Origin of the sequence: Amphritea sp., assembly GCF_048266285.1 — a bacterium.
Classification (GTDB): Bacteria; Pseudomonadota; Gammaproteobacteria; order Pseudomonadales; family Balneatricaceae; genus Amphritea.
The window spans coordinates 31,536-51,665 of sequence record NZ_JBLWZV010000005.1 but is presented as its reverse complement, the minus strand read 5'-3'; the positions used below and the strand labels follow the sequence as shown (position 1 = coordinate 51,665).

The window sequence follows — 20,130 nt, the reverse complement described above, 5'->3', positions numbered from 1 at the left end:
GAAGAGCACCGTTGCTGGTAACTTGACGGTCACAAAAAGTTCGACGATCACCCATAGCGTCACTTATTCAAAAAAGAAAAAGCCAGCGACGCTGTAAGTCTGGCGTAGATTGGGGATGATAATCCTGCCCCAAGCCGTGTTTATTTCGGTAACAGAACGATCTGGCTATCGGAAAAACTATCGTGCCAAGTGGCTTTGTTGGCGGAGAATAGCATCCAGAAGAAGCCTAGGCCGAAGCAGGCGAGCGAGACAATCGCGGTCATAAAGCGGATAAGGGCTTGGCGTAGGCTGATATGACAGCCATCGAGAGTCTGTACTCTGAGTTTCCATGCTTGCATCCCCAGTGTTTGCCCTAAGCGTACCCAAAAATAAGCGTAAAAGGCGAAGGTGAGCAGAAATAGCGCGGTTTGGAATAGAGGGCCGCCCACCGCTTCACCGTTATTCAATCCTACCGCCGCAAAACCGGCACACATCCAGATAGCGACAATCAAAAAACCATCATAGATCATCGCAGCAAAACGGCGCATCAAACTTGGCTGGCGTAGTTCACCATCAACTTCGGGGAAAGGTATACTCATGTTGATTGTTACTGTCTCTTGCTAAGGTTTATGTCTGGGCCTGACATACGCGGGTCATGTGATTGAAATCGCTTACTGGGTCAGGCTAATGGAGCTGACTATAGCATCAAAATATCGCTTGATGTTACCGTCGCCGACATAAAAAAACCGGACCTAAGGCCCGGCTTATCGATTAATCCTATTGGATTATTTAAACGGTGTTACAAACTTTTCTTTGTACTCTGTGGCCAGCGATTTCGCTTGTTCTAGTTCGCTTGGAGATAGTTTCATCACGATGCGAGACTGAATAGCGGTAGCGGTTTGGTTGCCAAGTTCCAGCGCGTTTTGTAGCCAGGCGTAAGCGGTAATGTTGGTTTGCTGATTTTCATCGCCACCGTGGTCGTTGGAGTAGAGTGCGCCGAGGAAGAACATCGCGTCCATATAGCCCTGTTCGGCGGCATTGCGGTACCATTTTTCAGCTAGCGCGAAATCCTGCTGAACACCGGTGCCAAAGTTATACGCCCGGCCGAGGTTATATTGTGCGGCGACTAGCCCCTGATCGGCGGCCAGTTGGTACCATTGAATCGCTTGTGCAGCATCACGCTTAACACCGTAACCAAATTCATACATCTCGCCCAGACGGTTTTGGGCAGTCGCATCACCACCGTCAGCAGCAGGCTGAACTGTTTTTAGTTCAACTTTATAACCTTTATCTTTATACGCCCGCAGACTGTTTACGCAGTCTAGATGGCCTTGAGCGCTACAGCGGTCGTACAGTTTTACGGCTTCCGCTTCATTAACATCAATGCCTAGACCGAATTCATACATCTGACCGACCAGATTCATCGCATCTAAGTTGTTGTCGCTGATTAGTGGCTTCAGCTCACTCATCGCCGTGCTGTAGTCTTTGGCTTCAAAGGCTTTCATGCCTTTCGCGAGGCTGGCGGCATAGGCAGAGGCTGTGTTGAGAGTCAGTAGCAGGCCGGTCATGGCCAGTAGTAGTTTCTTACTCATCGAGTTGCGCCCGTATAGTTAAAAGTAAAAATTTGGCGCCTATTATAGGCCTGTCTGCCGTTGTTGATAGGGACAAAACGGATCTTTTTGGCAGGCCCTGTTGGCGCAGATCAGTGAAATTATTCATTAGCAGGGTCTAATGTTGGCGGCATTCTACATTATCAGCGGCGAAAAATCATGATTTTGATCATGGGAGGTGGTACTGGAGGTTGAAATAGGGGTAAAAACCGTGCCACGAGCATTAAAACGCGCGTTGATGCAGCTGTTGCAAGCCGGCACCTGATAACGAGGTGCCGTTCTAGCGTGCCGGTGCTGATTAAGCGGAAGGTTTAGCCCCCGAGCAGTTCGATCATATAGCCGTCTGGATCGCGTACAAAAGCCAGAATCGTTGAACCATGCTTCATGGGACCGGCTTCTCTAACGACTTCGCCGCCTTTCGCTTTGATTTTATCGCATGCGGCATAGACATCATCCACTTCGACCGCGATATGGCCATAGGCATTACCCATGTCATAGCTGTCGGTGTCCCAGTTATGAGTTAGCTCTAGTACGGTGGAATCCGACTCGTCACCATAGCCTAGGAAGGCGAGAGTAAACTTGCCGTCAGGAAAATCTGTGCTGCGTAACAGTTTCATATCGAGCATCTCAGTATAGAAAGCGATCGATTTCTGTAGATCAGTCACTCTGAGCATAGTGTGTAATAAGCGCATTTTACGTTCTCCTGTTTGTGGCCTGACAGTAATTCATCGTAAACTATCCCTCTGCCAGAGCAAATTAATCCATAGGTGGCTTTTTATGGCGCCTAATCCATGGGCAATCTTTCATCAGTTGGCAGAATGGCGAGCAAGGATACTGTTATGTTTCAAGATATGTCAAAAGCTGTGAACCAATCCATCGGCCCTTTTAAAGAGTTGGTCAATATTCAAACTAAAATGCTGGAAGAATTGACCCGCCAGCAGATGATATGCACCAAGGCGTGTATTGATGCCACGATTGCGCAAACTCGGCAGATGCAAAACTGTGCCTCTACTGACGATTTGATTAAATCGCAACAGGAGTATGCAATGCAGCTTGAGGAAACCTTAAAGCAAGCGAATGACCGTAATATTACTGCGCTGAAAAATGCTCGCGAATCAGTTGAACAGCTGGCGAACGACGCCTTTGATGCATTTGCGCCAAAATAATAGTTTTTAGTTCTGATGAATTAAGTGAGAAGTAATGAGTAAGGAAATTGGTCTTTTTTACGGATCAACAACGGGCAATACCGAAAGTTGTGCCGAACTGATCGCTGCGAGTATTGGTTTTGATCGTGTCGATCTACACGAATTAGCGGCTGATGGACTCGAGGGTATCGCTGATTATCGTTATCTGATCTTAGGTATCCCTACCTGGGATTATGGTGAGCTACAGGAAGATTGGTCGGATGTTTGGGCGGAGTTGGATGAACTCGATCTCAATGGCGTTAAATGTGCGTTGTTTGGCTTGGGCGATCAAGTTGGCTACGGTGAATGGTTCCTTGATGCGATGGGCGCCTTGCACGATAAGTTAGTCAGTCGTGGTGCGGTAATGTGCGGTTATTTCCCTATCGATGGTTATCAATTCGAGGCTTCTAAAGCCCTGACCGAAGGGCAGGACTGTTTTGTTGGCTTAGCTTTGGATGAAGATTGTCAAAATGAGCTGACCGCTGATCGCATCGCCCGTTGGGTACCAACGGTATTGGCCGCCTTCGATAATTAGTTGTCACTTGTTTACGGCTTCGCTCAATAACCGTTGATCCAGAGGTGGGCGGCAATACTGAGTAGATAGCCGAGGGCGATAGCCCAGCTCCATTTTAGGTGGCTATAGAAGGTGTACACTCCCTGTGCTTGGCCCATTAAGGCGATGCCTGCGGCTGAACCGATGGAGAGTAATGAACCGCCGATACCGGTGGTGAGGGTGATGAGTAGCCATTGGTTGATGGACATATCCGGTTGCATGGTCAAGACTGCAAACATCACCGGGATATTATCGATCAATGATGACACTACGCCGATTAAACTATTGGCAAGGGTTGGCCCTAGGTGGTCATACACCAGATCTGACAGCAGCCCGAGATAACCGAGCGCGGCAAGCCCGCCGACCGACAACACCACGCCATAGAAAAACATCAGGGTATCCCAGGACGACCGTTCGACCACCTGAAAAATATCAAAACGGCGGATAACGTCGGTGTGATCCCCCTTCATCTGGCTGATATCGGAGAGGTTGTCGATATGGTGGTTATGAATATGGCCGGTATCGCGAATATTGGTTTCATGCCGACTGAGATAATAACCATAGAGCTTTAAAATGCCTAAACCGGTCATCATACCCAGCACCGACGGCAGGTTAAGCAGGCTGTTACTGGTGACAGCTAGCAGAATCGTGAGTAGAAAGAGTACTAAAATTGGCCAAGCCCCGGCTTTAATTTGCCGTTTCTGTTGCCGCTTTTCTGGCGTTGGGTGGGCCTTTTCGATGGCGAACATCATGATGATGGCGGGGGTTAGCCAGCTGACCAGCGCCGGAATAAAGAGGTGGAAGAAATCCGCAAAAGGGATGATGCCTTTCTGCCAGACCATTAGCGTTGTGATATCGCCAAAGGGGCTGAAGGCTCCGCCAGCGTTGGCTGCCACCACCACATTAATACAGCCTACCGCGACAAATTTTACACTCTGTTGGCCGATGGCCATCACGACGGCACCCATTAACAGAGCGGTCGAAAGGTTATCGGCAATCGGTGATAAGAAAAAGGCGAGGGCGCCGGTCACCCAGTAAATCTGTAACAGGCTCAGTTCGCAGGCGATCAACCAAGCGCGTAATGCGGCAAACACTTGGCGCTCTTCTAGGGTGGTGATAAAGGACATGGCCGCCAACAAAAAGAAAAACAGTTCGGCATATTCCAGTAGGTTGTGGCGGAAGGCAATGGCGGCGGTTTCGTTATCCCCTTCAAGGGTATAGGCCAGGCCGACGAGTAGCCAGATCAGACCGGCGGCGACGATGACTGGTTTGGATTTACGTAGGTGGAAAAACTCTTCACCGAGAACGAATAGATAACTGATCAGAAAAATGGCGACGCAGGTGATGCCGATAAAACTATCGGTGTGCTGCGTACCGCTCGGTATCGCCGCACTGATCTCGGCGGCGATTAAAGGGGCGGGAGCGAGGGCTAAAACGGTGCCGAGCAGTATGAGTAAGCGATACATTTTGTTTCTCGTTATCCCTTGGTTAACCATAGCAACCCCAATTCTTGCTGATTAAGGGAGGTAAAGTCGAGTTTTTTAAGTCCATTGGATACACAGCTGCCGGCTAATCGGGTAAAATATGCTGCTTTTTTAAACGGCCATTTCACTCCGGCGTACAACCCGGGGGCAGATATAAGCTCCCCGTGCAGATAGAGAGAGTTAAGCGAATACGATGGAAATCAATCCGATCACCAATAGCTTGAAAGATATTACCGAACGTACCGAGGTTTTGCGCGCTTATTTGGAATACCCAGAAAAGCAGGAACGCCTAGAAGAGGTAAATCGGGAGCTGGAAGATTCTGCTGTCTGGAGTGAGCCTGAACGTGCACAGGCATTGGGTAAAGAGCGTGCGATGCTGGAAGGGGTGGTCAAAACTATTGATGATCTGACTAGTGGCGTTACCGATGCCCGTGATCTGCTGGATATGGCGGTTGAAGAGGATGATGAGGATACCGTTGAGGAAGTCCGCACGGAAGTCGCCAACCTTGAAGCAATGCTGAATCAGTTAGAGTTTCGTCGGATGTTCTCCGGTGAAGCCGATGGCAATAACGCTTATCTCGATATTCAAGCCGGTTCCGGTGGTACAGAAGCGCAGGATTGGGCCGAAATGATGCTGCGGATGTACCTGCGTTGGGGTGAAGATAAAGGTTTTAAAACCGAGCTGGTGGAATGTTCAGCCGGTGATGTTGCGGGTATTAAGTCGGCGACCATCAGTTTTCAGGGGCCTTATGCCTTTGGTTGGCTGCGGACCGAGACCGGTGTTCACCGGTTAGTGCGTAAATCGCCTTTTGACTCCGGCGGCCGTCGCCACACCTCCTTTTCGTCGGTGTTTGTGTCCCCCGAAATTGACGACAATATTGATATCGATATCAACCCTGCTGATTTGCGGGTGGATGTCTACCGAGCTTCCGGCGCGGGTGGTCAGCACGTTAACCGGACCGAGTCCGCGGTACGTATTACCCACGGTCCTTCCGGCATTGTCGTGCAGAGCCAGAGTCAGCGTTCACAGCACCAGAACAAAGACACCTGTATGAAGCAGCTGCGAGCAAAACTCTACGAGATGGAGATGCTTAAACGCTCGGAAGCGGCGCAAGAGCAAGAAGATAATAAGGCGGATATTGGCTGGGGCAGTCAGATCCGTTCTTATGTGTTGGATGACCAGCGCATTAAAGATCTGCGTACCGGCATTCAAAGCAGTAACTGCGATAAAGTGCTGGACGGCGATCTGGATCAATTTATCGAAGCGAGTCTTAAGGCCGGTCTGTAAGCGCCGGTAAAGCGACTGAGTGGCCGTTATGGTGTTCACACTGGTCTATGGTTGCTGATTCGCTTTCACCACGCTTAATTTTTTAGAGCACTGTGCATATATGCAGAGATCGCGACTGAGCGGTCCCTTGAATTAAAGATTTAACCATTGAAGGTTCAACATAAAATGTCTGATAACACTCAGCAGCAAGATGAAAACCGCCTGATAGCAGAGCGTCGTGAAAAACTGAACACGCTGCGTGAAGCGGGTAACGCTTTCCCTAATGCTTTCCGTCGTGATAGTTATGCCCAAGATCTGCAAGATCAGCATGGTGATAAAACGAAGGAAGAGATTGCTGAAGAAGGGATCACGGTCAGTATTGCTGGTCGGGTGATGCTGAACCGTGGTGCTTTCGGTGTTATTCAGGACATGACGGGCCGGATTCAGTTTTATGTTAATAAAGAAGCGCGTCCTTTTGCTAAATCACTGGATTTAGGCGACATCATTGGTGTGACCGGTGTGCTGCATAAATCCGGTAAAGGTGATCTGTATGTTGACCTCGGTGAGTATCAGCTGCTGACCAAAAACCTGCATCCGCTGCCAGACAAGCATAAGGGCCTGCAGGATACCGAGACCCGCTATCGTCAGCGTTATGTTGATCTGATTATGAATGAGCAATCGCGGAAGGTTTTTGAGGCGCGCTCTAAAATTGTGGCCGGTATTCGTAACTACCTGACTGAAAAACGCTTCATCGAAGCTGAAACACCGATGTTGCAGGTTATTCCGGGTGGCGCAACTGCACGTCCTTTTGTTACCCATCACAATGCCTTGGATCGAGATATGTATTTGCGTATCGCACCAGAGCTGTATCTGAAGCGTTTGGTTGTCGGTGGTTTTGAGCGAGTCTTTGAAATCAACCGTAACTTCCGTAACGAAGGTCTGTCGACCCGCCATAACCCAGAATTCACCATGATTGAGTTCTATCAGGCCTATGCGGACTACAAAGACCTCATGGATCTGACCGAAGATATGTTGCGCACCGTGGCGCAGAACGTATTGGGTACGACCACTATCGTTAACACCATCCGTAACGATGATGGTGAAGTACTGGAAACCTTTGAGTACGATCTAGAGAAACCATTCACCCGTCTAAGCGTGTTTGATTCTATCCTGCACTATAACGATGATATTACCGCTGAAGCGCTGGCTGATGATCACGCTGCGCGTCAAATCGCTGAGCGTCTGGATATCGATGTGAAAGATATCTGGGGTCTAGGTAAGGTGCAGATTGAGATCTTCGAGAAAACCGTTGAACACCGTCTGCAGCAACCGACCTTTATCACAGAGTATCCAACCGAAGTGTCACCGTTGGCCCGTCGCAGTGATAGTAACCCGTTTGTGACCGATCGTTTTGAGTTCTTTGTCGGTGGTCGTGAACTGGCGAATGGTTTCTCCGAGTTGAATGATTCTGAAGACCAAGCGGAGCGTTTCAGTGCTCAGGTAGCCGAGAAAGATGCCGGTGATGATGAAGCAATGCATTACGATGCTGACTATATCAACGCACTGGAATACGGCTTGCCACCCACCGCTGGTGAAGGTATTGGTATCGACCGTTTGGTGATGCTATTCACCGATTCAGCCTCCATTCGGGATGTTATCCTCTTCCCTGCGATGCGTCCTCGGGGCTAAACACCCCGCATACCAAGGCTGCCCAAGGGCAGCCTTTTTTATGTACAGGACGTACGGTATGCCGCGGGCGCAGGGATGCGCAGGAGCGGCGATGGATAGGACTCTTGAGCAGTTGCCGCGGGCGCAGGGATGCGCAGGAGCGGCGATGGATAGGACTCTTGGGCAGTTCCGCGGGCGCAGGGATGCGCAGGAGCGGCGATGGATAGGACTCTTGAGCAGTTGCCGCGGGCGCAGGGATGCGCAGGAGCGGCGATGGACAGGATTCTTGAGCAGTTCCGCGAGCGCAGTGCTAGGGCTCGTTTGAATCGCTGTATACCGCAAATATCTACTCTCAAACCGCGTAATGAGGAGCCAGTATGAGTTGGTTAATACCGCAACATAAACGACACCTGCCCGGTAAGCGTTGGCTCAGTATTGTGCTGCGTTCCTTGCACTTGGTGGGTATAGCCGGTTTAGCCGGGGCATACCTGTTTCATCAGCCGCAGTCAGCTTGGTGGCCCTTTATGCTATTGGGGATCGGCAGCGGTGTACTGATGGCGGCTAAAGAGCTGTATATTGATTCGATCTGGTTATATCAGCTGCGTGGGCAACTGGTGGTGTTTAAAGTATTGATACTAATCGGTGGTTTTTACTGGTTTGAACGCCCGGAAGCCTGGCTCTATATTCTGGTGATTCTGATATCAGGGGTCATTTCACATGCGCCGGGTAAAGTACGCTATTACTCGCTGATCTACGGCAAAACACTTACGCGAGATATATGGCAGGGTGATACGCATGCGAAAATTCGTGATAGCGGTGATAATTAGGGATAACTGAATGAGTGGTAATGTGGTGATGACGTTAAACAGTGCCCCTAGTTGGCAGCCGTGGCTAGAGGCTGAGTTTGAAAAGCCCTATATGCAGCAACTTAAAACCTTTTTACAGCAGCAAAAGGCGGCAGGGAAGGTTATCTATCCACCGGAGAGTGATTGGTTTCATGCGCTAGAAGCAACGCCATTGAATCAGGTGAAAGTCGTGATTATCGGGCAGGACCCCTACCATCAGCCTAATCAAGCCCACGGCCTCTGTTTTTCCGTACGTCCGGGTATCAAAACACCTCCTTCATTGGTCAATATTTATAAAGAATTGCAGAGTGATCTGGGTGTTACGCCGGTTAATCACGGCTATTTGGAAAGCTGGGCGCAGCAAGGGGTGTTGATGTTAAATGCGGTGCTTACGGTAGAGGATTCCCTAGCGGCATCCCATCAGGGTAAAGGCTGGGAGCGTTTCACGGACCGAGTGATTGCCACGGTGAATGAGCAGTGTGAGCATGTGGTGTTTCTACTCTGGGGTAGTTATGCACAGAAAAAAGGGGCTATGATTGATACTCAGCGACATTGCGTATTGACCTCGGCTCACCCTTCGCCTTTGGCTGCTTATCGAGGTTTCTTTGGCTGCCAGCATTTTAGTCAAACTAATGATTATCTTGCCGAGCAGGGTAAAGGTTTGATTGAGTGGCAGTTACCTACGGTGATTGAATAACCGTACCGGTGTGTTTTTTCTAATTCGTATCGGTGACAAGGAGAGATTGAATGACCGAGACTGTTCGTTTGAAAGTTTTTCATCTCGACGCTGAGGCACAGGCCTGTCTCTCGGAGCTGTTCGAGCTACGCTTAGATGAGATCTGGGCCGGTGGTTTACATACCTGTTTAGGACAGGATATGAATCGCGCCTGCTGGCTGCGCTTTCGCTTAGATGATGAGCATTGGATCGAGGTGAGTGTCGCTCGACATCCTTTTAGTGATGGTTTTAGTGTCGGTTGCTTGGCAGTGGCCGAGGTGGAGGCCCTGGTACCAAAGCCGGATCAATGTAGTTGGATTAGCTTGCCGCTGGCCGCACGGTTGGTATCGATTGATATTTATGAGCAGCGAGAGTTAATCGATATTATCGCGCCGGATTTAAATGTGCCCTCAGAATCACTTAATTACGATGCGTTGTTAGTGCTGCATCTCGATAATGGTTCGGCCATTATGCTGGGGATGGAGCAGGATTTTGTTGATGGTGAGTTGGTTATATTGCAAACCGATCAGGCCGATACTCAGATTGGCCCTAGTCTGCATTTACGCCGCACACTGGAGCCTCATTAAGCGAAATGCTTTAGGCTTTTTCGGGCTTTACGAAAGATTTAACACGGACTTAATGATCGTAAGGGAGCGAAAGGTATGTTGGTTGCTGACAGGGAGAGATGTCTAAGGTTTTTCGCCAGAGTGTTGCAGCTTGGGTGTTTGTTGTTCTCCATGCAAGCCTTCGCGGGGAACATTCAACTGGCTGAAGATATTGTTTATGGCAAGGATGCTCAGCAAACCTTTGATGTTTATTACCCGGTAAATGCACAACAGGCACCGGTTATCTTTATGATCCATGGCGGTGCGTGGAAAATAGGCGATAAAGCATCAAAAGCGGTTTATTACAATAAAGCTGAGCGTTTGGTGACTCAGGGTTTTGTGTTGATCTCGGTGAATTATCGTTTATTGCCTCAGGCCGACCCCGTTAGCCAAGCGAAGGATGTGATGCGGGCTTTATTGTATGCGCAGCATCATGCGTCTCGCTGGGGTGCTGATCCCGCTAAATTTATCTTAATGGGACATTCCTCAGGGGCGCATTTAGTCTCTTTACTGGCGACAAAACCGGCATTTGCGATGCAAGCATTAGCGAACAAGGATAACTCGAGCGCGCGTTGGCTCGGCACCATCGGGTTGGATTCCGCCGTCTATGATGTCGAGGCGATTATGCAGGGTGGCGCTGCACGACGTTTTTATCATAAGGCGTTTGGCGAAAAGCCGGCTTATTGGCAACAAGCCTCACCGATGTTTCAGCTGCGGCAAAAAATCGCGCCTTTTTTAGCGGTATGCTCAGAAAAGCGTAAAGATGCACCCTGCCAGCAAGCCCAACTGTTTGTTCAAAAAGCTAAATCGTTGGGTGCCCGTGCTGAGGTGTTGAAGATTGATTTATCTCACCGGGCTATTAATGTTGAGCTGGGCCTGCCGAACCGCTATACCGGATCGGTTGAGACTTTTATGGCGTCACTGGATACCTCGGTTGAGACACTGTTACGGACGTCATCAGTAGTAATGAGCAGAGATTGCAGGCAGAAAAAAACCGCTACAATGAGCGGTTTTTTGCAGCCTTGTTAGGCATTAAGCACGGCCGGTGAATTTGCGCTCTTCGACATTTACCTTAATACGGTCACCGGTAGAGATATGTTCAGGCACCTGAATTACCAGTCCGGTGGACAGTGTTGCCGGTTTAGTCCGGGCGGTTGCAGAACCCCCTTTGATGGATGGATCGGTTTCGGTGATTTCCAGTTCGACGATGCCCGGTAGGTCGAGCGCTACCGGTGCATCATTAACGATCATAACGTGCAGACCTTGCAGGTCATCGGTGATAAACATCAGTTCGTCTTCGATGTTTTCTTTGTTCATACTGTATGAGGAGTAATCTTCACTGTCCATGAAGACATACTCATCGCCATCAGAGTAGGAGAATGTCACTGCACGACGGGTTAGGTCGGCCAGTGTCAGCATATCTGAATCTTTAAAGGTTTCATCGATCTTTGCGTTGGTCGCAACATTGTACATACGCATGCGATAGAGACTGCCGCCAGCACGTCCTTGAGGGACTGAGCGCTCGATATCGCGAACAATGTAAGCTTCACCATTAATGTCGATTGCTGCATTTCTTTTTATTTCACTAGCTTTTGGCATGGTAACGGGTTCCAGAATGAAAATGTATGGGTAGTATAATCAGGTCCATCGTTGGAAAAAATGGGGCGGCGAAAATTATTCCTGCCGCGCCTGATTATTAGTGTGTTTTTCGTTCAAACAGTTCAGGGTCGAGGCTGTAAGGCAGTTCAAGTCGTGTTAGCGGTTGCTCAACTCCTTCGGCTAATAACGGAGTTTGATTATCATCAACGCTGGTCTTGAGTATCACGGCCAGCAGCTCACCGCCGTTTTCTGAAGCCATTGCGGCGCTCACTACCGTGCCAACACCAGCCCGGTCTGGGGTGTTAATGCTACTACCGGCGAAGGGTGGTTGGTCGGCACTGAAGGCTAGGCGGAACATTGGTCGGTTCAGTTTGCCCCGGTGCTGTAAGCGAGTCACCACTTCCTGACCGGTATAGCAGCCTTTAGTAAAGCTGACACCGTCGAATACCTGTAGGTTGGTCATCTGTGGAATAAAGGTTTCAACGGTTTCCTGCTGTAGAGCGGGAATGCCAGCACGGATATCGGCTAACATCCAAGCATTGGTGTCCGTTAATGTGGCTTCTTCTGCGCAGGAGGTTAGCAGCGCTGTAGCTTGGCCAAGGGGTAACCAGAGTTCAAATCGGTCTCCGGGGATGCGGGTCAGTAGGCCACTAAAGCCGCTGCTGATATCACCGTCTTCTGCCGGTACATGGAAGCCTTTGGCGCTGAGCAGTGCAGTGGCCTGTGCACCGCTAAAACCGAGTCCGACAATCTCGTCTGTACGGTTTTGACTCTCAGCCTTAGAGAAGATCATATATTTCTTCAGGTTAGTCATGGCAGTATCGAGAATCGCCCTTTCGGTACGCAGCCAGAAGCCGTTGTCTACCGGCATTAGGCGGCTGAGACTTACCATGCTGCCTTTGATATTACAGTGAGCTCCGAGCAGGCTTTTGCCCGCGCTGACGCTACTGATATCACAAGATAGTTGTCCTTGAAGGAATTTTTCCGCATCAGGGCCTAGGACATCAAACAGACCTAAATGTGTCAATGGCGTAATCGTTACGTCGGTGGCGGTATTATTGGCCTCGGAAACCTGACAGTTTCCCTGCTCATCAACCTGAACACCCAGCGTATTAAGCGTATCTAACCAGCTCATAATAAAACCTGAAACAATTGTGTATGTAAGTACCCGCTAACGCGGAATCTCTTTAAATTCATAATGCTAAGCTTCTTGGCTTTTAATCACTGAGTTGTTGGCCGAGCCGTACTGGATCATCAGCCTGCAGTGATGTTGACCATTCGATGGCATCTTTACCAAATAACAGTATCACGGTTGAGCCGAGTTTAAAGCGGCCCATCTCTTCGCCTTGCTGCAATACAACCGGCTCGATAGGTTTTTGATGATCAATGCGCCAGCTGTTTTTCAGTACGGGAGCCACTTGACCACCCCAGACCGTTTCTATGCCGGCCACTATCATGGCGCCAACGAGGATCATAGCCATTGGCCCCTGCTCGGTGTCAAAAATGGCGATCAATCGTTCATTGCGGGCAAAGAGGTTGTCGACGCCTTTGGCGGTGGTTTGATTAACCGAGTACAGATCGCCTGGGACATAGATACTTTCCCGTAGGGTGCCGGTGACTGGCATATGCACCCGATGGTAGTCGCTGGGTGATAGATAAATCGTGGTAAAGCGGCCATGGATAAACTGCTCGGCTAGGTCGGCATGACCACCTAGCAGGGTGCTGAGGCCATAGCCTCGGCCTTTGGCTTGGAGAATGCGGCCATAGTCGATGGTGCCTATTTGGCTGATTTCACCGTCCGCGGGAGACACGACACTGGCGTCATCCAGTGGGCGAACATCCGGTTTTAGTGCGCGGGTGAAGAAGGCGTTGAAGTTTTCAAATTGATCGAGATCTTCAATCAGTGCTTCAGACATATTCACTTGGTAACGCTTGGCGAAGGTCTTGATAAAGGTGCGCTTGATCCAGTTGCAGCGGCTTTCGGCTAGGTAACCTACCGCGCGGGACAGCAGGTGTTGCGGCAGCAGGTGTTGCAGCAGAATAAAGAGGGAGTCTTTCACTGTTAGGCTTCCGAAAAAAACGTTGTTATAAAGTCGTTATAAAAGTGCCGGTATTGATCGTCTGTTCGATCTTGCGGGCTGAGGTACTCAAGCGCACATAGTCGACATTGTTTAGGCAAATTCAGGTTAGCGTATATTAGGATTCGATGGGGAGATCTTCTCGATTGCCCCATTCAAACCAAGAACCATCGTAGCAGCGTACCTTATCGAACCCAAGGTGTTTTGTGAACACATAGCTAAGGCCAGAGCGGCGATGGGTTTGGCAATGGGTGATGATGGTTTTATCTTGGGTGACACCTAGCGCGGCTAAATCGGCTTGAATCTCATCCGCGGGGCGCAGTTGACCTTGGTCAGATACCAGTGCACGGGTCCATTCATAATTCACCGCACCGGGGATATGCCCTCCGCGCTTGGCGTTAATGACTTTCTCGCCACTATATTCCGCCGCGGAGCGAACATCGAGGACAATATGGTCGCTGTCTTCTAGATGATGGGTAATGTAGTCAACATCCGCTAAATAGTCGTTATTGAGTGTCGCGCTATAGTCGCTGTCGGTGGCTACATTGGCGGTGGTTTGTAGGGCAAAGCCGGCGTTGGCCCATGCATTGAGGTGGCCATTAAGGAATGAACAGTGTTGATGGCCGATGCTGTGCAGTGTCCAGATCATACGACCGGCCCAAGGTCCCATTTGGTCATCATAGACGATCACATGGCGCTCGGCGGTGAGGCCGATTTCGCTGAATAGGGCGCTCAGTTGATCCGCATGAGGGATTTTGTTGGGCACATCTCCTTGACCGCATAATAGCCGGGTAGCGTCGACATGAATCGCGCCGGGGATATGGCCTCTGAGGTAGTTGTCTGTTGCGGATAGATCAATAATCAGCAGTGTTTCATCTGCTAATACGTCATGTAGTTGTGATGGGGTGATAACCAGTGGCAGATTCATTTTTTGACTCCGGCGCGTGATATATAAAGTTGATCCAAACAGCGCCCAGCTGCGAGACACAGTTCTTTAAATTTTTGATGGTGAACAGGCTCAACCCCGTTGGGTTGGCCTTCTCTGTCGGCATAGATAATGATTACCGATTTATTGGCGGCGACCAATGACATAAACAGGTAGTTTTGTTCGCTCACTGAACGCTTGAAGGTATCAGGCAGTGCCGCGGCGACCCGTTGCCGATTTTCTTGAGTAATCATTAAGCAGGCGGGCTTCTGGCTGAGTCGGTAGAACAGACTGTTGGGCGTTAGCTGGTGGCTTGAATGAGGCATTGGATGGCCGTCTTCGAAGCCCGTCGCTTTAATAACTTTTAGGGTATCGCTGTTGGGCGGTAGAATATTTAGGGCAACCCGCTGCATGCCGACACCACTGACCAGACCTTTGATAAGGTCAGTTAAAATCTGTGGACCATGGCTGTAAGCGCTCCCGAGGTCGTTGAATTTTTTGAGATAAGTTTGATAAAGGTCTTGGTTTTGCAGTGCCTCATTGGCCTTGAAGATCGGCTTTGAATCTGTGTTTTGGCCGAGCTCGGCCTTTTTGATACTGGCAGGCGGCGTTTGTTGTTCCTCTGGCGATCGTACTGAACTGATGGTCAGACTCTCTGCTGAGTATTTTGCGGCTGTTTTTTCTTGCTTGGGCAGTAGGCCCGGTTTTAGCGGCGGTAGATCGAAGAGTTTGACATCGGTAGGCGTCAGTCGATAAGCCGGTGCTAGGTCACTTTCTAACATCAGCATTTCAGCGGCAGGAGATAGTGTGCCGGGGACATGGTACAGCCGTGCTGCCATGGCGCAGTTTTTGTGTAGAAAGGCTGAGGTATGATCTAACTCGGCACGTAGATAGTCATTAATGATATCCATCAGCTGCAGGGTCGCTTCACTTGCCCAGCTAAAGTTGGATGAGAATGTTAGCCAATTACTGAGTTTCACCGGAAAAAATTTTTGTTGCGTTAAATGGTTAAGCTGTCGCAGTTGATCGCCCTGTAAACGAGGGTCCCCTAAGGCCCGCTGATGTAACTGTAGAACCATCTGTTTATTGAGCGGTGAGCTGGTTTCTAGGGTGATCCGAGCTAATGGAGAGACCGGCCAATGGGTTAGGAGTCGTTTGGATATCGCATCAATGGTGCTGCCGAGGATACGGGCTTCGGCGAGCTCCGGACTTACCTGTTTTTCCCGCACTAGAATCTGAATCTTAGACATATGTACCGGTGCGAAATACCACAGCAGCCAATGACCGATGTTGTAAAACAGCGCCGCCTGATAGCTCTCTTCGGCAAACATGCCGCCACGACACTGGATCAACCACTGTTGCGCCTGTATAGCGGCATGGTGGCTGTTAGCCACTGAGCGGAAGTACATTTTTTGGGCTGTACTGGACGGGTTGAGGCGAGTAGTTGGCAGGCTATTGATCAACTTTTCGAGCTTTTGTATTCCCAGCGAACCGATGGCGTGATCAATACTGGTGATTTCCGATTTTTTTTCGCCATGGAGTTTGCCAGCCGTGAGAGCCACATAAAAGCACAGCAGAGGGTCTGTTTTAATAAAACGACTCAGCAGAATGACTGAGCAGTTTTTATCCCTCAGCATGCGTTGAAATCGTTTCACGATGCTGGCTCTGACCGGCGGTTGCTGGTCGATCAGAAAACGGTACCACTGCTCAGCATTTTGTGGATTCTGTTGTTCGGTCATCCGCCCGTACTGTCCCCGTTAATTCTGATTCAGGGTATTCAGAATATGTTTGTAACTGTTTACCCGTTGAGCACTGATTTTACCCTCTTCAATGGCATGTTTGATAGCGCAACCGGGTTCTTGCTCGTGATTACAGTCGCGGAACTTACAATAGCCGATAAAGGGGGAGAACTCGCGAAAGCCGTCGAGTAGGTTGTGTTCATTGATGTGCCATAGCGCAAACTCCCGGATTCCGGGGGAGTCGATTAGATCGCCGCCATCGGGGAAGTGAAACAGCCGGGCGGTTGTTGTGGTGTGAGTACCCTTGCGGGTGGCTTCGGATAATGCTCCCACTTTGAGGTCTATGCCCGGTAGTAGCGCATTAATGAGGGATGATTTACCCACCCCCGATTGACCGACAAATACGCTGATACGGTCGTTTAGTTGCGCTTGCAGTGGGGCAAGGCCCTCTTTATCCACTGATGATACCGTCATAACCTGATAACCGATTGAGCGGTAAAGCTCGATCATGGTATTGATGCGCTCACGGTTGTCATCATTAATCAGGTCGGTTTTGTTGAGCAGGATAATCGGTTCAATACCGCTTAGTTCTGAGGCAACTAGGTAACGGTCAATCAGGTTGTAATGGGCCAGCGGTTCGACGGCGATGGTAATGATGATCTGGTCGATATTGGCGGCAACGGGTTTTAACTCACCATGATTGTTAGGTCGTTGCAGAATAGTGGTACGTGGTTGGGTGGCGACCACGACACCATATTCAACCCCAGCCCGCCAAATAACGCGATCACCGGTTACCAATGCATCGAGGTTGGTACGCATATGACAGCGGAAGATTTGCCCAGCGGCTTCGCCTTCTTGGGCTTCAACATCTACTTGGCGGCCAAAGTGAGAGATAATCTGGCCGTGTTGTTCCGGCCCTAGATCGCCACCCTCTAACTGCTGGTCGATATCGGAATCTTTGCGGGCCGCGCGTTGGGCGCGTTCGTCTTGAATCTTTTGTACACGCCATGTTTGGCGGCGGTTGAGTTTTCGTTTCGACATTTATCAGCTAATTCTGGTGTAGGGGTGAATTTTTACAGCCTGCTAAGGTATTCTATTCAGTCATAAATATATAGTACTGATACTAAGGAATACCACTATGTCACGGCAGAATAACCTGATCTGGATCGATCTTGAGATGACCGGCTTAGATCCGGAGCATGACAGGATCATTGAGATTGCTACCATCGTAACAGATTCACAGTTGAATATTCTGGCCGAAGGGCCAAATCTGGTGATCCATCAGTCGGATGCGCTGTTGGATGGCATGGATGAATGGTGTACCAATCAGCATGGTCAATCAGGATTAACGCAGAGGGTTCGGGATTCGCAGATCAGCGAGCGACAGGCAGAACTCGATACCATCGCTTTTATGGCTAAGTATGTTGATCAAGGTGCATCGCCTATCTGTGGTAATTCTATTGGTCAGGATCGGCGCTTTTTGGTTAAATACATGCCTGAATTAGAGGGTTGGTTTCATTATCGAAATCTGGATGTCAGCACAATTAAAGAGTTGGCCCGCCGCTGGGCACCTGAAGTGCTTGATGGGGTCGTTAAAAAGGGTTCACACCTAGCGCTGGATGATATTGTCGACTCGATTAATGAGCTGGCCCATTATCGTAAAACCTTTTTTAAATGATGTCTGAGTAGCCGTTAATGTTGAGCTTTGATACCCGTTTTCTGTCCATTTTTTGTTAATTCGTCGCTAACGGAGTATAGATGTAGGGACTGATGTATAAAAGAGGTTGTTTATTGCACAGGATATGTATGCATAAGTGTTTATCTGAATATCACCGATTTGAGTGTTTAGGCGCCCTTGTATGATCAATAAAATCGATACCTTCAATCGGTTTGGCTCTGAGCAACTCTCTGAAGAACAATTGCCCATGTCGGCCGAGGATCTGGATAAAATCCTCCGTCTGCAGCAGGCGATTTTTACTCAGGTTGCTGATAATGCACCCTCACTCGATATTCTTAATGCCTTATGTCGTATGGCCGAACAACTACTGCCTAATTCAGTTGCGACGGTTATGTTGCTGGATAAACAGACGGGTTTTCTCAATGTTTTAGTTGCACCGAGTGTACCGGCCAACGGTGTTAATGCACTCTGTGGTTTGTCGCCGGGGCCGGGTGGTGGTTCCTGCGGTAATGCAGTGATGCGCAATGAGCCAGTATTTGTTAAAGATACCTTTAGTGACCCTCGTTGGGCCGATCTTCAACCACTGGCCCGTGATTTTAATTTGTGTGCCTGCTGGTCGATGCCCGTGCGTGAGCAAGATGGCGGCGTGATTGGCTCCTTTGCTTTATCTTCCTTTGAACACCGCTCTCCGGCGGGATTTCATACTCGTCTACTGGATGTTGCCGCGTCAATGGTTAGTATTGTGCTGACTAAACAGGCGCAAGAGCAGGCACTTGAAGCGCAGCGACAGCAACTACTGATCGCTCTTGAATATGACAGCCTAACCGGACTACCAAATCAGTCAAAGTTAAAGATGAAGCTGAATAGTTATATTGGCAGGCAGTCACTACTGTTGCTCAATCTGGATAACTTTCGTTTTATTAATACCGCCTACGGGCCTGAATTCGGTGATCGTTTCTTGTGTGAAGTGACAGAGCTTTTGGCGCAACAGTTTCCTGATGCCGAGCTCTACCGTATTAATGCCGATGAGTTTGCGCTCTATTATTCATCACCGGTGTATTTGCAACAGCGGATTGAGCGGTTCAGAGACTATCTGTTTTCACACTCGTTGGGGATCGATAATCAGATGTTCAGTATTACGTTCACGGCGGGTGGCGCAACCGGACAAAATGGTGTGTTCGAACAGGCTATTCAGGCTATGAGTCAGGCGAAAGGGTTGGGGAAAAATCGTTTTCATCTCTATAACGCCGAACAGGATGAGCCGGATCAAGCGTTACGTCGCAACTATATTCACTGGAATGGTTTGTTACATCGGGCATTGAATAGCAATCGTGTAATGCCCTATTTCCAAGGCATTCGCGATAATGTCAGCGGGAAAATTGTCAGTTATGAGGCGCTAGTGCGTCTTGAGGATAACGGCACTATCTATACGCCGTATCACTTTTTGAATGCGGTGAAGTTATCTGGGTTATTTCCGACCATTACTCGTTTAATGATTGATAAAGGTCTGGCTAAGATCGCCGGCACCAATTTGATGCTATCGATTAACATCACTGAAGATGACCTGTTAATGGAGTATCTGGAAGATTACTTAAGTGAAAAGACCCGTCAATATGCTGTGCCGCCGAAGCAGTTGGTGCTTGAAATTTTGGAAGGCATCAGTGCAACCGGTAAAAAGAATCATATTGCCCAGTTACGTCGCCTTAAAGCCTTGGGCTTTGTGTTAGCGATTGATGATTTCGGCACCGAGTATTCTAATTTTGAGCGGATTCTTGAGCTACATGTTGATGTGGTGAAGATCGATGCCAAATATATTAAACATATCGATACCGACACTAAGAGTTATGAGATAACTCGCGCGATCGTCTTCTTTGCGCGTAACGCGGGTATTAAGACCGTGGCTGAGTTTGTCCATAACGAAGCGGTGCAGAAGGTTGTTGAATCCCTCGGCATTGATTATTCCCAAGGTTATCTGTTCAGCGAGCCTGCCGCGACCCTCTTGGTCCACGAATAGCGCTTGGCTTTCAGTGCTCAAGCGAACTCGTTTGCCTACGGCATTGCCGCAATTATGCGGCGACAATCGGCTTCCCTTGATGATATTGCCCGCTTGTTTTTCTGCTCTATTGGCGTCAAAAGTACTCTAGAAGCTTATCTACACGAATAGTATTCATCTTTAAGTCATCATTAATGTGTTATTTTTT

21 protein-coding genes are annotated in these 20,130 nt (G+C 49.2%); 11 read left to right on the top strand and 10 right to left on the bottom strand.

Annotated elements, in window-relative coordinates; genetic code table 11:
• Positions 1 to 140 precede the first annotated feature (140 nt).
• The 3 genes from ACN0T0_RS08510 to gloA form a co-directional block, all read right to left on the bottom strand.
• Positions 141 to 578, bottom strand: a complete 438-nt coding sequence (locus tag ACN0T0_RS08510; RefSeq protein ID WP_417225082.1) for an RDD family protein — start codon at positions 576 to 578, stop codon at positions 141 to 143.
• Between the two features lie 186 nt (positions 579 to 764).
• A complete protein-coding gene (locus ACN0T0_RS08505; protein WP_417225080.1) occupies positions 765 to 1,571 on the bottom strand; it encodes a tetratricopeptide repeat protein in 807 nt (268 codons plus the stop codon).
• 329 nt (positions 1,572 to 1,900) lie between these two features.
• The gene (gene gloA, locus ACN0T0_RS08500) at positions 1,901 to 2,281 is read right to left on the bottom strand and encodes a lactoylglutathione lyase (RefSeq protein ID WP_417225078.1); all 381 of its coding nucleotides are present in this window, start codon (positions 2,279 to 2,281) and stop codon (positions 1,901 to 1,903) included.
• 147 nt (positions 2,282 to 2,428) lie between these two features.
• Between gloA and ACN0T0_RS08495 the strand changes: the two genes are divergently transcribed.
• Positions 2,429 to 2,755, top strand: coding sequence for a phasin family protein (locus ACN0T0_RS08495; RefSeq protein ID WP_417225076.1), 327 nt, complete (start codon positions 2,429 to 2,431; stop codon positions 2,753 to 2,755).
• 34 nt (positions 2,756 to 2,789) lie between these two features.
• Positions 2,790 to 3,308, top strand: coding sequence for a flavodoxin FldB (gene fldB, locus ACN0T0_RS08490; RefSeq protein WP_417225074.1), 519 nt, complete (start codon positions 2,790 to 2,792; stop codon positions 3,306 to 3,308).
• A gap of 23 nt (positions 3,309 to 3,331) precedes the next feature.
• Here the strand turns inward: fldB and nhaD are convergent, their stop codons facing one another.
• Complete coding sequence (nhaD, locus tag ACN0T0_RS08485) at positions 3,332 to 4,792, bottom strand: sodium:proton antiporter NhaD (RefSeq protein ID WP_417225072.1); 1,461 nt, start codon at positions 4,790 to 4,792, stop codon at positions 3,332 to 3,334.
• Between the two features lie 211 nt (positions 4,793 to 5,003).
• Here nhaD and prfB point away from each other — a divergent pair, with 211 nt between their 5' ends.
• The 7 genes from prfB to ACN0T0_RS08450 all read left to right on the top strand — a co-directional run bounded on the left by prfB (position 5,004) and on the right by ACN0T0_RS08450 (position 10,939).
• Positions 5,004 to 6,098: a peptide chain release factor 2 gene (gene prfB, locus ACN0T0_RS08480; RefSeq protein WP_417225070.1), complete on the top strand. Its 1,095-nt coding sequence runs from the start codon at positions 5,004 to 5,006 to the stop codon at positions 6,096 to 6,098.
• Between the two features lie 165 nt (positions 6,099 to 6,263).
• Positions 6,264 to 7,766 carry a lysine--tRNA ligase gene (lysS, locus tag ACN0T0_RS08475; protein WP_417225068.1) on the top strand — a complete coding sequence of 501 codons (1,503 nt, stop codon included), beginning with the start codon at positions 6,264 to 6,266 and terminating at the stop codon, positions 7,764 to 7,766.
• Between the two features lie 198 nt (positions 7,767 to 7,964).
• Positions 7,965 to 8,126: a hypothetical protein gene (locus ACN0T0_RS08470; protein WP_417225066.1), complete on the top strand. Its 162-nt coding sequence runs from the start codon at positions 7,965 to 7,967 to the stop codon at positions 8,124 to 8,126.
• On the top strand, positions 8,123 to 8,572 hold the full coding sequence (locus tag ACN0T0_RS08465) for a hypothetical protein (protein WP_417225065.1): 450 nt from the start codon (positions 8,123 to 8,125) through the stop codon (positions 8,570 to 8,572). Before ACN0T0_RS08470 ends, ACN0T0_RS08465 begins: the two co-directional genes overlap by 4 nt.
• A gap of 28 nt (positions 8,573 to 8,600) precedes the next feature.
• Entirely contained in the window at positions 8,601 to 9,287 is a 687-nt protein-coding gene (gene ung, locus ACN0T0_RS08460) for a uracil-DNA glycosylase (protein WP_417225297.1), read from the top strand.
• Between the two features lie 50 nt (positions 9,288 to 9,337).
• Complete coding sequence (locus ACN0T0_RS08455) at positions 9,338 to 9,892, top strand: hypothetical protein (protein WP_417225063.1); 555 nt, start codon at positions 9,338 to 9,340, stop codon at positions 9,890 to 9,892.
• A gap of 120 nt (positions 9,893 to 10,012) precedes the next feature.
• Entirely contained in the window at positions 10,013 to 10,939 is a 927-nt protein-coding gene (locus tag ACN0T0_RS08450; protein WP_417225061.1) for an alpha/beta hydrolase fold domain-containing protein, read from the top strand.
• A gap of 3 nt (positions 10,940 to 10,942) precedes the next feature.
• Here ACN0T0_RS08450 and yeiP read toward each other — a convergent pair whose 3' ends face one another.
• The 6 genes from yeiP to rsgA form a co-directional block, all read right to left on the bottom strand.
• Entirely contained in the window at positions 10,943 to 11,509 is a 567-nt protein-coding gene (yeiP, locus tag ACN0T0_RS08445) for an elongation factor P-like protein YeiP (protein ID WP_417225059.1), read from the bottom strand.
• Positions 11,510 to 11,606: 97 nt separating this feature from the next.
• The gene (locus tag ACN0T0_RS08440) at positions 11,607 to 12,644 is read right to left on the bottom strand and encodes a YgfZ/GcvT domain-containing protein (RefSeq protein WP_417225057.1); all 1,038 of its coding nucleotides are present in this window, start codon (positions 12,642 to 12,644) and stop codon (positions 11,607 to 11,609) included.
• Positions 12,645 to 12,726: 82 nt separating this feature from the next.
• Positions 12,727 to 13,569, bottom strand: coding sequence for an archaetidylserine decarboxylase (asd, locus tag ACN0T0_RS08435; RefSeq protein ID WP_417225055.1), 843 nt, complete (start codon positions 13,567 to 13,569; stop codon positions 12,727 to 12,729).
• A gap of 136 nt (positions 13,570 to 13,705) precedes the next feature.
• Positions 13,706 to 14,515, bottom strand: a complete 810-nt coding sequence (locus ACN0T0_RS08430; RefSeq protein WP_417225054.1) for a sulfurtransferase — start codon at positions 14,513 to 14,515, stop codon at positions 13,706 to 13,708.
• Entirely contained in the window at positions 14,512 to 16,251 is a 1,740-nt protein-coding gene (locus ACN0T0_RS08425) for an HDOD domain-containing protein (RefSeq protein WP_417225052.1), read from the bottom strand. The genes ACN0T0_RS08430 and ACN0T0_RS08425 overlap by 4 nt, the downstream gene beginning before the upstream one ends.
• A gap of 18 nt (positions 16,252 to 16,269) precedes the next feature.
• Complete coding sequence (rsgA, locus tag ACN0T0_RS08420; RefSeq protein WP_417225050.1) at positions 16,270 to 17,292, bottom strand: small ribosomal subunit biogenesis GTPase RsgA; 1,023 nt, start codon at positions 17,290 to 17,292, stop codon at positions 16,270 to 16,272.
• 97 nt (positions 17,293 to 17,389) lie between these two features.
• On the opposite strand from rsgA, the gene orn reads away from it, so the two are divergent.
• Positions 17,390 to 17,929 (top strand): oligoribonuclease, encoded by a 540-nt coding sequence (orn, locus tag ACN0T0_RS08415; RefSeq protein ID WP_417225048.1) that lies wholly within the window; start codon positions 17,390 to 17,392, stop codon positions 17,927 to 17,929.
• 181 nt (positions 17,930 to 18,110) lie between these two features.
• Positions 18,111 to 19,943, top strand: a complete 1,833-nt coding sequence (locus ACN0T0_RS08410) for an EAL domain-containing protein (RefSeq protein ID WP_417225046.1) — start codon at positions 18,111 to 18,113, stop codon at positions 19,941 to 19,943.
• The last annotated feature ends 187 nt before the right edge of the window (positions 19,944 to 20,130 follow it).

Bases quoted from the DNA above. Each gene is read 5' to 3' on its own strand.
- ACN0T0_RS08510 (WP_417225082.1), bottom strand. From the start codon at position 578: ATGAGTATACCTTTCCCCGAAGTTGATGGTGAACTACGCCAGCCAAGT.
- ACN0T0_RS08505 (WP_417225080.1), bottom strand. From the start codon at position 1,571: ATGAGTAAGAAACTACTACTGGCCATGACCGGCCTGCTACTGACTCTC.
- gloA (WP_417225078.1), bottom strand. From the start codon at position 2,281: ATGCGCTTATTACACACTATGCTCAGAGTGACTGATCTACAGAAATCG.
- ACN0T0_RS08495 (WP_417225076.1), top strand. From the start codon at position 2,429: ATGTTTCAAGATATGTCAAAAGCTGTGAACCAATCCATCGGCCCTTTT.
- fldB (WP_417225074.1), top strand. From the start codon at position 2,790: ATGAGTAAGGAAATTGGTCTTTTTTACGGATCAACAACGGGCAATACC.
- nhaD (WP_417225072.1), bottom strand. From the start codon at position 4,792: ATGTATCGCTTACTCATACTGCTCGGCACCGTTTTAGCCCTCGCTCCC.
- prfB (WP_417225070.1), top strand. From the start codon at position 5,004: ATGGAAATCAATCCGATCACCAATAGCTTGAAAGATATTACCGAACGT.
- lysS (WP_417225068.1), top strand. From the start codon at position 6,264: ATGTCTGATAACACTCAGCAGCAAGATGAAAACCGCCTGATAGCAGAG.
- ACN0T0_RS08470 (WP_417225066.1), top strand. From the start codon at position 7,965: ATGGATAGGACTCTTGAGCAGTTGCCGCGGGCGCAGGGATGCGCAGGA.
- ACN0T0_RS08465 (WP_417225065.1), top strand. From the start codon at position 8,123: ATGAGTTGGTTAATACCGCAACATAAACGACACCTGCCCGGTAAGCGT.
- ung (WP_417225297.1), top strand. From the start codon at position 8,601: ATGACGTTAAACAGTGCCCCTAGTTGGCAGCCGTGGCTAGAGGCTGAG.
- ACN0T0_RS08455 (WP_417225063.1), top strand. From the start codon at position 9,338: ATGACCGAGACTGTTCGTTTGAAAGTTTTTCATCTCGACGCTGAGGCA.
- yeiP (WP_417225059.1), bottom strand. From the start codon at position 11,509: ATGCCAAAAGCTAGTGAAATAAAAAGAAATGCAGCAATCGACATTAAT.
- ACN0T0_RS08440 (WP_417225057.1), bottom strand. From the start codon at position 12,644: ATGAGCTGGTTAGATACGCTTAATACGCTGGGTGTTCAGGTTGATGAG.
- ACN0T0_RS08430 (WP_417225054.1), bottom strand. From the start codon at position 14,515: ATGAATCTGCCACTGGTTATCACCCCATCACAACTACATGACGTATTA.
- ACN0T0_RS08425 (WP_417225052.1), bottom strand. From the start codon at position 16,251: ATGACCGAACAACAGAATCCACAAAATGCTGAGCAGTGGTACCGTTTT.
- rsgA (WP_417225050.1), bottom strand. From the start codon at position 17,292: ATGTCGAAACGAAAACTCAACCGCCGCCAAACATGGCGTGTACAAAAG.
- orn (WP_417225048.1), top strand. From the start codon at position 17,390: ATGTCACGGCAGAATAACCTGATCTGGATCGATCTTGAGATGACCGGC.
- ACN0T0_RS08410 (WP_417225046.1), top strand. From the start codon at position 18,111: ATGATCAATAAAATCGATACCTTCAATCGGTTTGGCTCTGAGCAACTC.